The following is a 13,852-nucleotide window of genomic DNA, read 5'->3' on the forward strand; positions in this document are numbered from 1 at the left end:
AGGGCTCAGCGCAGGCTATTGCCAAGCTCGTACCAATCGAGCTTGCGGGTGACCCACATGATGCTGGCCAGGATGCCGAACAGCAGCAACGATCCCATCAGCAGCGCGTTGTCCTCGGAGATCAACAGACTGTAAAGCACCGCGTACAAGGCGGTGAGCATCACCGAGAAGCCAGCCGCACGGACCCAACTGCGCAACACGCCGGACAGATAGAAGAACTGCAGGCCGATACACGCCGCCGCCGACACCAGATAGGCCTGCCAGAACGCGATGTGTTCGGAAAGGCTGAGCAACAGCAGGAAGAAGATCGCCAGCGCCAGGCCCACCAGCAGGTACTGCAACGGATGGATGGGCAGGCGCTTGATCAGCTCGAACAGCACGAAGGCCACGAAGGTCAGCACCACGAACAAGATGCCGTACTTGCTGGCGCGGTCGGCCTGGGTATACACGTCCACCGGGTCGACCAGGCGCACTTCCAGCGTATCCAGCGCCGCATGGCTGGACTGCAACTGGGTCTGCGCACCGGTGGCCAGCGACGACAGCGACCAGCTCGCATCGAAGCCCTTCGGCCCGATGCTCGGCACATTCGGCAGGAAGCGGCCGCCGAAGGACGGGTGCTGCCAGTCCGAGCGCAGGGCGATGTCGTTGTTGTCGGCGATCGGCGCGATGGCCAGCCGGCGCGTGCCGTCCAGCACGAACTGCATGTCCACCACGTTGCCGTCCTGCAGCCGGCCGGCGAGCGGGTCGGCCAGCGGACCCAGTTGGGCGTGGATGCCGGCCGAACGGTCGGCCAGTGCGCCTGCGCCGCTCTCCAGCGCCAGCGCGCGGCCATCGACCTGCAAGCGCGGCGTGCCGACCAAGCCGCGCACGTCGGAAATACCGATTGCCAGATACGGCTGGCCATACACACGGGTCGGCGCAGCCGCGTAGTCGAAGGGGTCGTATTCGGCATGCAAGGTGGCCTTCCAGGAATACACCTGCACGCGGTACAAGCCCACCTCGCGCACCGAGGGCACCATTTCGCCGCTGAGTTTCAGGCGACGCGGCGTTTGCAGCAGCGTACCTTCGCGCTTGCGCCAGACCTTGCGCTGGTTGCCCTGCTCGTCCGGCTCGGTGACCTGCACGTCTTCGGTATACGGCAGCACCCGCACCGGCGCGATGAACTGCTGCTCGCCGGCCTTGCTCTGCGCCACCCGCTCCACCGCCTCGTCGCGGTAGCGCGCGCGGTCCTGCACCGCGCCACGGATCAGGAGCAGCGGAATCAACAACAGCAGGATCAGCCCGCCGATGGTGGCGAACCGCAACAACAGTTTCAGGGATTTCATCGGCCATCCTCATCTTGGGAGGTGGCCAGGGTGCGCTGCGCCGGTGTCGGCGGTTTGAGGCGAATTTGAAGCGAATGTGAAGTGGGCAACCCGGACATCCGGCGGCCGGCACTGTGACGCATTGACGAAATACGGCTTTCAACGCTCCAAAGTGCCACCCGTTCCCAAGACGGGCTTCCGTTTGATCGGCAGCACTTCGCCTGGCCGCCGCACGCAGCGACTTCACGCGTAACGATGCACGGGCAGGTGCGCAGCCCCGAATCCCTCCTTTCATCTGATCGCAGCTTCCAGTTCGCTGCGCTTCGATGAGGTCTCGAGCCGCAGGCATTGCATCAGCGCTGCCCTGGCCGCACGCCCACTCGGCAGTGATTTGGCAACTGCGCACGACTGCATTCCTTTCTTAACCTGGAGCTGCCTTCCATGAACTCGCACCGTTCGCTCGCCCTTTGCCTGCTCGCCGCCCTGAGCCTGACCGCCGCCACCGCGCAGGCGGCAGTGCACGGCATGGGCCTGAAGCCTTCGTCGTTGATGCAGCCGGTCACCCCGCTGTTCGGTACCGCGAGCGTGAGCACACCGCTGCCTGCCAGAGTCGACCTGACTGCATGGGCGATCACGCCGGGCGACCAGGGCCAGGTCGATGCCTGCGTGTCATGGGCGACCGCTCACACCCTGACCGGTTGGTATGCCAACGCCAACAGACAGGCCCAGACGCGCTTTGCCCCGATGTACCTGTACAGCCAGGTCAACGGCGGCGTGGATGAAGGCTCTACCCTGGAAGCGCCGCTGCAGGTCGCGCTTGCGCAGGGCATCGACACCGAGCAGCACTATTCGTGGGGCAACTACGATTGGAAACACCAACCCACTGCCGCCGACAGGGCCAACGCTGCCAGGAACCCGACGCCGTATCGCCATTACACCGTGCTGTATTCGGGCAGGGGGAATGGGGGAAGCGCCCTGATCCAACAGATCAAGCTCGCCCTTGCCTCTTCCACGCCGGTGGCGATCGGCTTCTATGTGCGCCAGGGCTTTGAAGACCTGACAGCCCAAAATCAGGTCGATTACGACACCACGACGCCGATCCTGGGCGGGCATGCGGTCATCGCGCTGGGCTACGACAGCGAAGGACTGATCGTGGAAAACAGCTGGGGCACCGCATGGGGCAACAAAGGCTTCGGCAAACTGTCCTGGTCGGTGGTCGCCAAGGATGTGATCGGCGCCGACGTGGTGTACTAGCACGACGCGGCCACGCGCCGTACGCTGAGTGATGCAGGCGCGGCATGTGCCCTGGCGCATGCCGCCGCCTTGAACGCGCGGCTGCCACCGGCGCCAACCAGCCGCGACAACGGCCTGCAGCGACTCAGCCGATCGGCAGGCGCAACACCGCACGCGCACCGCCACCATCGCGGTTGCCCAGCATCACGTCCCCGCCATGCAGGCGCGCAACCTCGCGCACGAACGGCAAGCCGAGACCGGAGCTGCGCTGGCCGGTCTGCGGGCGTGCCAGCGAATAGAACCGCTCGAAGACGCGCTCGAGCGCGTAATCCGGCACGCCACTGCCGCGGTCTTCAACCAGCAACTCCCAGTGTCCGTCGCGCAGCCGCGCCTGCAGGCGCACATGGCTGTCTTGCGTCGAAAACGCGATGGCGTTTTCGAGCAGATTGATCAGTGCCTGCCTGAGCAGAAACCCATCGCCCAGTACGTGGTGATCGCCTGGCGCGCCAGCCCCTGCGTCCACCTCCACGGTGATGCCCGCCGCCGCTGCACGCAGCGCCACCGCGTCCGCCGCAGCCTGCAGCAGCCCATCAATACCGATGGGCTCGCGCTTCTGCAGCCAGCCGTGCTGCTCCACCTCGGCCAGTGCCAGCAGCTTGTCGATGGTTTCGGTGAGCCGGTGTTCCTGCGCGCGGATGGTGGCAACGAAGTGCTGGCGGTCGGCCTCCGGCAGTGGCTCGGTCAACAACTCCGAGGCACCGCGAATGGCCGCCAGCGGGCTTTTCATCTCGTGCGTCAGCGACTGCACGTACTGCTCCACGTAGGCCTTGCCTTCCAGCTTGCGACGCATGCTCTCCAGCGCCTGGCCCAGATCGCCGATTTCATCGCCACGCGGTTCGGGCGGCGGTACCGGGATGCCGGCGCTCACTGCCTGCGCATAGCGATTGAGCCGGCCGATGCCACGCATCAACCACCAGGTCATCAAGATGCCGATCAACGCGGAAATGCCGATCAACCAGGCGCCGCGCTGCAGGATGTTGCGCTGGCTGGCTTCGATAAACGGGTCGATGCTGCGATTGGGCTGCGCCAGGGTCAGCACGCCGATCAGTTTGCCGGGGTCGTCCGGTGCGTAGATCGGCGCGGCCACATGCATCACCGTGGCGGCAGGGTCGCCATCGATGTCCGGGCTGGAACGCGCGCCATATTCGCCGCGCAGCGTGCGATAGACATCGTTCCAGCGCGAGTTGTCGCGGCCCACGTCGCGGCCCAGCGAATCGAACACCACCACGCCGCGCGCATCGGTGACGGTCACGCGGTAATCCACCGTGTTCTTGCGAAAGCGCCATACCCACGCCTTGGGGTCGCGCTGCTGGGCCCTGGCCACGTTGCGCGCGAAGCGGCCATCGGCAAGCGTGCCGGCAGCCAACTCGCCACTGGCCATTTCCGCCAGCACATTGGCCGCATCCACCAGCGTGGATTCCATCGCTTGGCGCACCCCTGGCTTGACCTCGTTGACGAACACGCGCATCACGAAGAACGCGGCCAGGCCCACGATCAGGAAGAAGCCCAGGAACAGCTTGAGACCAAGCCGCATGTCAGCCCGCGGCCTCGCTCAGTTCACCAAATGCGTGCCGGCGCATGCCTATACCTCCAGCGCGTAGCCAAGGCCTCGGTGGGTGCGGATCGGGTCGGCCGGCACGCCGGCCAGGCGCAGCTTGCCGCGCAGCGTCTTGATATGGGTGTCGACGGTGCGGTCGGCACTGTCGGCGCTGGCGTCCCAACCGCGGTCCATCAGCTGCGCACGGCTCAGGATCGCACCGGGGCGCTGCAGCAATGCTGCCAGCAGCGCGTATTCGTAGCGTGTCAGCGGCAGCAGGGTCTCGCCATAGCGGATGCGGCTGCCCTCGCGGTCGATCGCAAACGCACCGTGCGGCTGCCAGCCCGATTCGGCCGGCGCGCCGGCATGGCGTCGGCGCAGGCGCGCACGCACGCGCGCCACCAGCTCGCGCGGCGAGAACGGCTTGGCCATGTAATCGTCGGCGCCCAGCTCCAGGCCGAGCACGCGGTCGATCTCGTCGTTGCGCGCGGTCAGGAAGATCACCGGCACCTGGCTGAAACTGCGCAACGTGCGGCACACCTCGAACCCGTTGATGTCCGGCAGGCCCACATCGAGGACCACCACATCGGCCGGATCGGCGCGCAGACGCGTCAGCGCATCGCGGCCCAGCAGGCAATGCTCAGGCGCATAGCCCTCGCTGCGTAGTGCGTAGAGCACGGTATCGGCAATGGCGGCTTCGTCTTCGACGACGAGCACGCGGGCGGCAGACTCTGACATGCCGCGCAGCATACCGGCATGCGGGCACGGCCTACAGGTCGAGGTGGTCCACGCATGGCGTGGCACGACATGCGCACACGCCGCATTGCTTGCGGCATCGCGCAGCCTCTGGATTTCGCCACCGTGCGCTTGCGCTGGGCCGCCCGCAATGGGCGGCAACAAATCGCGCCGCAGCCTCTACACTGCCGCGATGAACTATCGCCACGCCTTCCATGCCGGCAACCATGCCGACGTGCTCAAGCACATCGCCCTGCTTGCCCTGATCGACACCCTCAAGCGCAAGAACACCCCGTTCTTCGTGCTCGACACGCACGCCGGGCGCGGCCGCTACCAACTCGGGGGCGAAGAGAGCCGCAAGACCAACGAGGCCGATGCCGGCGTGATGCGGCTGATGGCAGAGGCCAGCTTGCCCGAGGTGGTCGAGCGCTATCTGCGCGCGGTACAGGCCGACAACCAAGCCGTCGCCCGCCCCGCCACGCCCGGCCAGAAGCCCACCCGCCCGACCGCCGGCATCCAGCTCAACCACTACCCCGGCTCGCCGCTGCTGGCTGCGCAAGCACTGCGCGAGCAGGACCGCATGGCATGTTGCGAACTTCAGCCCGACGAAGCCGAGGCGCTCAAGGCCCTGTTCGCCAGGGACAGCCGGGTACGCGTGCACGCCGGCGACGGCTACGCGGCCATCCGCGCCTTCCTGCCGCCACGGGCTGGCGAAACCAAGATCGGCCGTGGGCTGGTGTTGATCGACCCGCCCTACGAATTGCAGGACGCCGAATACCCGCAGATCATCCATAGCGTGCGCGAAGCGTTGGCGCGCTGGCCGCAGGCGATCTGCATGGTGTGGTACCCGATCAAGCTGCGCCGCAGCCTGCAGCCGTTCATGCGCAAGGCCGCCGCGTTGCCGGCCAAGTCGGTGCTGGTCGCCGAGCTGCAGGTGCGCCCGGACGACTCGCCGCTGCGTCTGACCGGCAGCGGGCTGCTGATCGTCAACGCGCCCTGGCAGTTCGACCAGATGCTGGCGCCGGCGTTGCCGGTGCTCAAGCAGCATCTGGGTGAGCCCGGCGCTTCGACCCGGCTGGAGTGGCTGCGCCAGGACGGCTGAGCCGGCAGGCGCGTTCGCCTACCATCACGGTGGTAGGCCGGCGGCGTCGTTGCACCGCTGCAATGGCCCGCACCACGCGCACCGCGTCGGCGGCATGGCAGGTGCCGCGAGCACCTTCAGCGCAGCGTAAACAAACGGGCGCTGCGCCGGATGCCCATGTCCCAGCAAGGCCGAGCCGGGCGACCAATGCCTTCCGGCGGCCCCGCGGCGTCCACTCGGCTGCCACAGTGCGCGCCCCATCACGCTCACGACCGGCTCACGGCTCCGCTCGTTACAGTTGTGTGAGAAGCACTGCCACCTCCTGTCGGCCCCCGGCGGCACACCGGATTCATTCACGGTTGCGCGCCGGGCTGGTGCCAGAATCTTCCGATCTTTAAGGAACACCGGTCATGGCCATTCGCAATCGCATGCCTCCCTGGCATGAAAACTTCAGCCTGCCCAATGGCCGCACCCTTCTGCTTCGCCCGATCCGTCCCGAGGATGGTCCGCCGCTGCAGGGAGCCTTCAGCCTGTTGGGACCGGAGGAAATTCGCGCGCGCTTTGTGCGCTCCTCCACCGAAATCACCCCGGAGATGGTGCAGCGCCTGACCCATCCCAACCCCAAGAGCGAGATCGTGCTGGTCGCTGCCGAGCAACTGCCGCCCGGCGAAGCGCTGGTCGGCGCGGTCGCGCGCGCCGCACTGGTGCCGGGCACCCGCCAGGCCGAATACACCATCCTGGTCAGCAGCTTCGTCGCCGGCCAGGGTCTGGGACGGCAGCTGATGCGCAAGCTGGTCAAGTGGGCACGGCGCAAGTACCTGGACTGCCTGTTCGGCGATGTGCTGCAAAGCAATGTGCCGATGCTGCAGTTGGCAGAATCGCTGGGCTTCAAGCCGCAGGCGCATCCGGAGTCGCCGGAACTGGTGCGGATGGTGTTGGAGCTGGATGCTTGAGGGGCCGGGATACGGGATACGGGATTTGGGATTCGTAAAAGCAGATCGCGGCTGCTTTGCGTGATCGGGGCTTGGGTCTTGCTTCATCACGGAGAGCCACCGTTGCGCGGCGGCCTGATGTTCTCGACGGTAAGCTGCAAGACCCCCGAAAGGATCGGCACACTGGCTGACACCTAAGGCCACTTACGGATCCTTCCCCTCGCCGCTTGCAGGATCCTGGGGTGGCATGGGTGCCACGCTTCATCCGCGCACGCCGCTTCCCGAAGGTAGACAGCCCGACGTTTCGCCATTGAAAGCTGCCACAACCGTCGAGAGTGTTGCCGTGCGGACGGGAGCGCTGTGTCTGGCTCATACCCAGGCGCCACGTAAAACCGTCTGCTGTGGTGTCCTCGCCGCTTGCGGGACCGTGTGGCGGCATGGATGCCGCCACCGAGCCTGCAGATACAGATTCATGGCGTGTCCCGCAAGCGGTAAGGGTCGCGCGCACTCGACCGAGTGGGGTCTTTGCCTCGCGAGCGTGCGCATGACTTGCACCCGCGTACCCAACCCCATGACCCGCAGTGCACATCCGGGCGGGTGGCCCACCACCAGCTTTCACACCAGATGGACCGGCCGCAGCGGGGGCTCTGATAAAATCGCCGGCTGATGCCGTCGCCTACCTTCCCCTCCCCGCCGCTGCCCAAGTCCGGCCAGCTCCGCGCCTACTGGCGCGCTCCGTCCTCTCCGACTGCGCTGGCCTGGTCGATTGCGCGGGCAGCCGAAGCGCATGCCGGCCCGTTGCTGGTCATCGCACGCGATAATCAGAGCGCGCACCAGATCGAAGCCGATCTGCATGCCTTGCTCGGCGAACAGGCGGCGCTGCCGGTGGTGCCGTTTCCCGATTGGGAAACCCTGCCCTACGACCAGTTCAGCCCGCACCCGGAAATCATCAGCCAGCGGCTGGCCGCCCTGCATCGCCTGCCCGGCCTGACCCGCGGCGTGGTGATCGTGCCGGTGCAGACCTTGCTGCAGCAGCTGGCGCCGCTGAGCTACATCGTCGGCGGCAGCTTCGATCTCACCGTTGGCCAGCGGCTGGATCTGGATGCGGAAAAGCGTCGCCTGGAAAGCGCCGGCTACCGCAATGTGCCGCAGGTGATGGACCCGGGCGATTTCGCGGTGCGCGGGGGCCTGCTGGATGTGTTTCCGATGGGCGCGGACACGCCATTGCGCGTCGAGCTGCTGGATGAGGACATCGATTCGATCCGCGTGTTCGACCCGGAATCGCAGCGCTCGCTGGACAAGGTGGACGCGGTCAAGATGCTGCCGGGCCGCGAAGTGCCGATGGACGATGCCAGTGTGGAGCGCGTGCTGGCCTGCCTGCGCGAACGCTTCGACGTGGATACCCGGCGCAGCGCGCTGTACCAGGACCTGAAATCCGGGCTGGCGCCATCGGGCATCGAGTATTACCTGCCGATGTTCTTCGCCAAGACCGCAACGCTGTTCGATTACCTGGACAAGCGCGTGCTGCCGGTGATCGCCACCGGCGTGTCCAACGCCGCCGACGCCTTCTGGGCCCAGGCGCAGAACCGCTACGAACAGCGCCGCCACGATGTGGAGCGCCCGCTGCTGCCGCCGGAGGAGCTGTACCAATCGCCGGATGCATTGCGCGAGCGGCTCAACAAGCTGGCGCGTATCGAAGTATGGGCCAGCGATCATGCGCGCATCGATGAGGCCGCCCCGCTCGGCGACCAACCGTTGCCGCCGCTGCCGGTGGCCGCAAAGGACGCGCCGGCCGGCCAGGCGCTGGCGACGTTCCTGAGCCATTATCCGGGCCGCGTGCTGATCGCTGCCGATTCGGCCGGCCGCCGCGAAGCCTTGATGGAAGTGCTGGCCGCCGCGCAGTTGAAACCGGAGCTGGTCGCCGATGTGCCGGCGTTCCTGGCGGGCACGCTGCGTTTTGCCATCACCGTGGCGCCGCTGGAGGACGGCTTTGCGCTGGATCAACCGCAGATTGCGCTGCTGACCGAACGCCAACTGTTCCCGGAGCGGGCCAATCAGCCGCGCCGCGCGCGCCGGGTCGGACGCGAGCCGGAAGCGATCATCCGCGACCTGGGCGAACTGTCCGAAGGCGCGCCGATTGTGCACGAGGATCACGGCGTGGGCCGTTACCGCGGGCTGATCGTGCTCGATGCCGGCGGCATGCCCGGCGAGTTCCTGGAAATCGAATACGCCAAGGGCGACCGGCTCTATGTGCCGGTGGCGCAGTTGCACCTGATCAGCCGTTATTCCGGCGCCTCGGCCGAGACCGCGCCGCTGCATTCGCTGGGCGGCGAGCAATGGACCCGTGCCAAGCGCAAGGCTGCCGAGAAGGTGCGCGACGTGGCCGCCGAACTGCTGGAGATCCAGGCACGTCGCCGTGCACGCGCCGGCCTGGCGTTGCAGGTGGACCGCGCAATGTATGAGCCGTTCGCGGCCGGATTTCCGTTCGAGGAAACCGGCGACCAGTTGGCCGCCATCGATGCGACGCTGCGCGATCTGGGCAGCAGCCAACCGATGGACCGCGTGGTGTGCGGCGACGTGGGCTTCGGCAAGACCGAGGTTGCGGTGCGTGCGGCGTTTGCCGCCGCCAGCGCCGGCAAACAGGTCGCCGTGCTGGTGCCCACCACATTGCTGGCCGAACAGCACTACCGCAATTTCCGCGACCGCTTCGCCGATTACCCGATGAAGGTGGAAGTGCTGTCGCGCTTCAAGAGCACCAAGGAAATCAAGGCCGAACTGGAGAAGGTCGCCAGCGGCGAGATCGACGTGATCATCGGCACGCACCGCTTGTTGCAGCCGGATGTGAAGTTCAAGGATCTCGGCCTGGTCGTGGTCGACGAAGAACAGCGCTTCGGCGTGCGCCAGAAGGAAGCGCTCAAGGCGATGCGTGCCAATGTGCACCTGCTCACGCTCACCGCCACGCCCATCCCGCGCACGCTCAACATGGCCATGGCCGGCCTGCGCGATCTGTCGATCATCGCCACCCCGCCGCCGAACCGCCTGGCGGTGCAGACCTTCATTACCGCCTGGGACAACACGCTGCTGCGCGAAGCCTTCCAGCGCGAACTCAGTCGCGGCGGTCAGCTGTATTTCCTGCATAACGATGTGGAAAGCATCGTGCGTATGCAGCGCGATCTGTCGGAACTGGTGCCGGAAGCGCGCATCGGTATCGCGCATGGGCAGATGCCCGAGCGTGAGCTGGAACGGGTGATGCTGGATTTCCAGAAGCAGCGCTTCAACGTGTTGCTGTCGACCACGATCATCGAATCGGGCATCGACATTCCCAATGCCAACACCATCATCATCAACCGCGCCGATCGCTTCGGCCTGGCGCAGTTGCACCAGTTGCGCGGCCGCGTGGGTCGCTCGCATCACCGCGCCTATGCGTACCTGGTGGTGCCGGATCGCCGCTCGATGACCTCCGATGCGGAAAAGCGCCTGGAAGCGATTGCCTCGATGGACGAGCTCGGCGCCGGCTTCACCCTGGCCACGCACGACCTGGAAATCCGCGGCGCCGGCGAATTGCTGGGCGAAGACCAGAGCGGCCAGATGGCCGAAGTCGGTTTCAGCCTCTACACCGAACTGCTCGAGCGCGCAGTGCGCAGCATCCGCCAGGGCAAGCTGCCCGACCTGGATGCCGGCGAAGAAGTGCGCGGTGCCGACGTCGAACTGCACGTGGCCTCGCTGATTCCCGAGGATTATCTGCCCGACGTGCACACGCGCCTGACCTTGTACAAGCGCATTTCCAGCGCACGCGACCCCGATGCGCTGCGCGAACTGCAGGTGGAGATGATCGACCGCTTCGGCTTGCTGCCGGACCCGGTCAAGCATCTGTTCGCCATCGCCGAGCTCAAGCTGCAGGCCAATGCGCTGGGCGTGCGCAAGCTGGACCTGGGCGAAAACGGCGGGCGGCTGGTGTTCGAGGCCAAGCCGGCGATCGACCCGATGACCATCATCCAGATGATCCAGAAACAGCCGAAGATCTACACGATGGATGGCCCGGACAAGCTGCGCATCAAGTTGCCGATGCCCGAAGGCGCCGACCGTTTCAATGCGGCACGCGGCCTGTTGGCAGCATTGTCACCGGGCTGAAGCGCTGCGGCGCCGGCAAGCGGCGACCGCACCGAGCACGATCACCACGTGTAAAAAACGCGACCAGGCAGGCGGGCAGTCCACTGCCTGGTCGCATTTGCCCGTCATGACTACCGCAGCCCGCGCGCCGCGCATCCGGTTTGGATAAAAGCGCCCGCCGGTGCTTCACGCGCGCGCAAGCCGGGGCGTCACCTGCAACGCCGTGCCGGAACGGGGCGAACTGTCCGACGGCACAGGCTCGAACAGTCCCCCTGAGCCTGCTTCCGACAAAGCTGAGCAATTAATCCACAGGCGGTGACGGGTTTCGCAAATCCGTCATTGCGCTGAATTTTGCCTAAATATTTCCAAAAGGCGCCGATACCTGCATAGACCGGCATGGCCCGTGTGCAGCGCTGCTCACACCCGTCCAGGCCGTTGCGACCTTCCCAGGCCATGGTACGCACCCGTGCGCCATCGCACCGCTTGAGGCACCAATGAACACGCCACTGTCCGATCTACCCGCGCCGCTGACCCTTGCCCTGGAGGGCGAGATGACCATTCGTCGCGCGGCCGAGCTCAAGCCGTTGCTGCAGCCGGCCTTGCTGCATCCGGGTGGATTGCATCTGGACCTGGCCGCCGTCAGCGAGATCGATACCACCGGCCTGCAATTGTTGCTGGCCACCAAGCAGGCGATCCAGGCCGATGGCCGGCCGTTTTCGTTGACCGATTCCAGCCGTGCGGTGGTCGATGTCATCGAGCTGCTCGGCCTGCTCGAGGCCCTGTACCCGCATGCGGTTGCAGGCCTGGGCGAACGAATTCACTAACGGACTGGTGACGCGCGCATGGACATGAACCAGCTGATGCAGACCTTCCTGGCCGAGAGCCGGGACCTGCTCGAAGACATGGAACGTCATCTGCTCGAAGCCGAGCGCGGCGAACCGTCGCCGGATGCGGTTAATGCCATCTTCCGCGCCGCGCACACCATCAAGGGCTCCGGCGGCCTGTTCGACCTGCCGCAGCTGGTCGGCTTCACCCATGTGGTGGAGAGCGTGCTGGATCTGGTACGCGACGAAGCGCTGAGCTTGAGCTCGGAACTGATCGGGCTGCTGCTGGTGTGCTGCGACCATATCCATGCCTTGGTGGAAACCGCCGCAGACCCGAGCCACGCCGACCCGGTCGCGCTGGCCGCCGAAGCCGAACCGCTGCTGGCGCAATTGCAGACGTATCTGCAACGCAGCGCCTGCGGCGTCACTGCAGCCGCGGTTGCGCAAGGCGCACCGGAAAAGCAGAGTGGTTACTGGCGGATCACCCTGAAACTGTTCGCCGACGCACTGCGCTTCGGCAATTCGCCGCTCAAGCTGATTCGCAACCTGCGCAGCCTGGGCTCGGTCGAATCGATCACCACCGATATCAGCCAGCTGCCGGCATTCGACGACCTCGATCCGGAAGCCAACTACCTGGGCTTCCAGATCCTGCTGCGCAGCGATGCCGACCGCGCGGCCATCGAAGAGGTGTTCGAATTCGTCCGCGAAGATTGCGATCTGGAGATCGTGTCGGTTCCGGCGCCATCCGACGCCGCTGAATTGCTCAGCGCCGAAGCGGCAGCCAGCCCCACGCCGAACAAGCCGCTTGCTGCAGTACCCAGCGCCGCTTCGGCCCCAGGCCGTGCCGCGCCGGACGCTGCCGCGCGCAGCGCCGACGCGCGTTCCATCCGCGTGGATGCCGACAAGCTCGATCGCATGATCGATCTGGTCGGCGAACTCATCATCGCCGTGTCCAGCACGAGTGCCAATGCGCAACGCACCGGCGATGCGCAGTTGCTTGAATCGGCCTCGATCCTGGCTGGCCTGGTCGAAGACGTGCGCGAAAGCGCGTTGCAGCTGCGCATGGTCAAGATCGGCGGCACATTCAGCCGCTTCCAGCGCGTGGTGCACGACGTGGCGCGCGAACTGGGCAAGGACATCGCGCTGGTGGTGGCCGGCGAAGACACCGAACTGGACAAGTCGGTGGTGGAAAAGATCGGCGACCCGCTCACCCATCTGGTGCGCAACGCGATGGACCACGGGATCGAACCGGCCGAGGTGCGCGTGGCGCGCGGCAAGCCTGCGCGCGGCACCGTCGGGCTCAACGCATATCACGACTCCGGCAGCATCGTCATCCAGATCACCGACGACGGTGGCGGCTTGAACCGCGACCGCATCCTGGCCAAGGCGCTCGAACGTGGCCTGATCGAACCAGGCCGCCAACTCAGCGACCGCGACGTCTTCGCGATGATCTTCGAACCGGGTTTCTCCACGGCGGAAAAGGTCACCAATCTGTCCGGGCGCGGCGTGGGCATGGACGTGGTCAAGCGCAACATCACCGCACTGCGCGGCACGGTCGAGATCGACAGCGCCGCCGGCGTGGGCACCACCATCTCGGTGCGCCTGCCGCTGACGCTGGCCATCATCAACGGTTTCCAGGTCGGCGTGGGCAAATCGGTCTTCGTGGTGCCGCTGGACGTGGTCGAAGAGTGCGTGGAGTTCACCCCCGACTACGCCAGCGACTACATCGACCTGCGCGGCAGCGTGTTGCCCTACGTGCGCCTGCGCGAACTGTTCGCGCTGGGCGGCAAGACGCCCTCGCGCGAAAGCATCGTGGTGATCCGGCAGGGCGCACAGCGCTTCGGCCTGGTGGTGGACACCCTGCTCGGCGAATGGCAGACGGTGATCAAGCCGCTGTCCAAGGTGTTCGCGCAGGTCAAAGGCATCAGCGGCTCGAGCATTCTGGGAAGCGGCGATGTCGCACTGATTCTGGATGTGCCCAGCCTGATTCAGCAGTTGCATCCCAACCAGGACGCGTTGGCGGCCTGAACGCCCGC

9 protein-coding genes are annotated in these 13,852 nt (G+C 66.1%); 6 read left to right on the forward strand and 3 right to left on the reverse strand.

Annotated elements, in window-relative coordinates:
- Positions 1 to 5: 5 nt before the first annotated feature.
- On the reverse strand, positions 6 to 1,325 hold the full coding sequence (gene creD, locus AC1POX_RS14810) for a cell envelope integrity protein CreD (protein ID WP_122272538.1): 1,320 nt from the start codon (positions 1,323 to 1,325) through the stop codon (positions 6 to 8).
- A 420-nt stretch (positions 1,326 to 1,745) separates the two neighbouring features.
- Between creD and AC1POX_RS14815 the strand changes: the two genes are divergently transcribed.
- Entirely contained in the window at positions 1,746 to 2,558 is an 813-nt protein-coding gene (locus AC1POX_RS14815; RefSeq protein WP_122272537.1) for a C1 family peptidase, read from the forward strand.
- A gap of 124 nt (positions 2,559 to 2,682) precedes the next feature.
- Here AC1POX_RS14815 and creC read toward each other — a convergent pair whose 3' ends face one another.
- Positions 2,683 to 4,131 (reverse strand): two-component system sensor histidine kinase CreC, encoded by a 1,449-nt coding sequence (gene creC, locus AC1POX_RS14820; RefSeq protein ID WP_218539665.1) that lies wholly within the window; start codon positions 4,129 to 4,131, stop codon positions 2,683 to 2,685.
- A gap of 48 nt (positions 4,132 to 4,179) precedes the next feature.
- Positions 4,180 to 4,884 carry a two-component system response regulator CreB gene (creB, locus tag AC1POX_RS14825; protein ID WP_008576101.1) on the reverse strand — a complete coding sequence of 235 codons (705 nt, stop codon included), beginning with the start codon at positions 4,882 to 4,884 and terminating at the stop codon, positions 4,180 to 4,182.
- Between the two features lie 178 nt (positions 4,885 to 5,062).
- Here creB and AC1POX_RS14830 point away from each other — a divergent pair, with 178 nt between their 5' ends.
- The 5 genes from AC1POX_RS14830 (at position 5,063) to AC1POX_RS14850 (ending at position 13,844) form a co-directional block, all read left to right on the forward strand.
- The gene (locus AC1POX_RS14830; RefSeq protein ID WP_277572626.1) at positions 5,063 to 5,971 is read left to right on the forward strand and encodes a 23S rRNA (adenine(2030)-N(6))-methyltransferase RlmJ; all 909 of its coding nucleotides are present in this window, start codon (positions 5,063 to 5,065) and stop codon (positions 5,969 to 5,971) included.
- Between the two features lie 389 nt (positions 5,972 to 6,360).
- Positions 6,361 to 6,903, forward strand: coding sequence for a GNAT family N-acetyltransferase (locus AC1POX_RS14835; RefSeq protein ID WP_003488532.1), 543 nt, complete (start codon positions 6,361 to 6,363; stop codon positions 6,901 to 6,903).
- A gap of 645 nt (positions 6,904 to 7,548) precedes the next feature.
- Positions 7,549 to 11,013 carry a transcription-repair coupling factor gene (mfd, locus tag AC1POX_RS14840; RefSeq protein WP_372356320.1) on the forward strand — a complete coding sequence of 1,155 codons (3,465 nt, stop codon included), beginning with the start codon at positions 7,549 to 7,551 and terminating at the stop codon, positions 11,011 to 11,013.
- A 473-nt stretch (positions 11,014 to 11,486) separates the two neighbouring features.
- Complete coding sequence (locus AC1POX_RS14845) at positions 11,487 to 11,816, forward strand: STAS domain-containing protein (RefSeq protein WP_003488096.1); 330 nt, start codon at positions 11,487 to 11,489, stop codon at positions 11,814 to 11,816.
- 18 nt (positions 11,817 to 11,834) lie between these two features.
- Entirely contained in the window at positions 11,835 to 13,844 is a 2,010-nt protein-coding gene (locus AC1POX_RS14850; protein ID WP_029819857.1) for a chemotaxis protein CheA, read from the forward strand.
- The last annotated feature ends 8 nt before the right edge of the window (positions 13,845 to 13,852 follow it).

The sequence above is a fragment of the Xanthomonas sp. NCPPB 3442 genome (assembly GCF_056725145.1).

What these genes read in the sequence shown, in the direction of transcription:
- AC1POX_RS14815 (WP_122272537.1), top strand. Translation starts at nt 1,746, where the DNA reads ATGAACTCGCACCGTTCGCTCGCCCTTTGCCTGCTCGCCGCCCTGAGC.
- AC1POX_RS14850 (WP_029819857.1), top strand. Translation starts at nt 11,835, where the DNA reads ATGGACATGAACCAGCTGATGCAGACCTTCCTGGCCGAGAGCCGGGAC.
- AC1POX_RS14845 (WP_003488096.1), top strand. Translation starts at nt 11,487, where the DNA reads ATGAACACGCCACTGTCCGATCTACCCGCGCCGCTGACCCTTGCCCTG.
- creD (WP_122272538.1), bottom strand. Translation starts at nt 1,325, where the DNA reads ATGAAATCCCTGAAACTGTTGTTGCGGTTCGCCACCATCGGCGGGCTG.
- creB (WP_008576101.1), bottom strand. Translation starts at nt 4,884, where the DNA reads ATGCTGCGCGGCATGTCAGAGTCTGCCGCCCGCGTGCTCGTCGTCGAA.
- AC1POX_RS14830 (WP_277572626.1), top strand. Translation starts at nt 5,063, where the DNA reads ATGAACTATCGCCACGCCTTCCATGCCGGCAACCATGCCGACGTGCTC.
- AC1POX_RS14835 (WP_003488532.1), top strand. Translation starts at nt 6,361, where the DNA reads ATGGCCATTCGCAATCGCATGCCTCCCTGGCATGAAAACTTCAGCCTG.
- mfd (WP_372356320.1), top strand. Translation starts at nt 7,549, where the DNA reads ATGCCGTCGCCTACCTTCCCCTCCCCGCCGCTGCCCAAGTCCGGCCAG.
- creC (WP_218539665.1), bottom strand. Translation starts at nt 4,131, where the DNA reads ATGCGGCTTGGTCTCAAGCTGTTCCTGGGCTTCTTCCTGATCGTGGGC.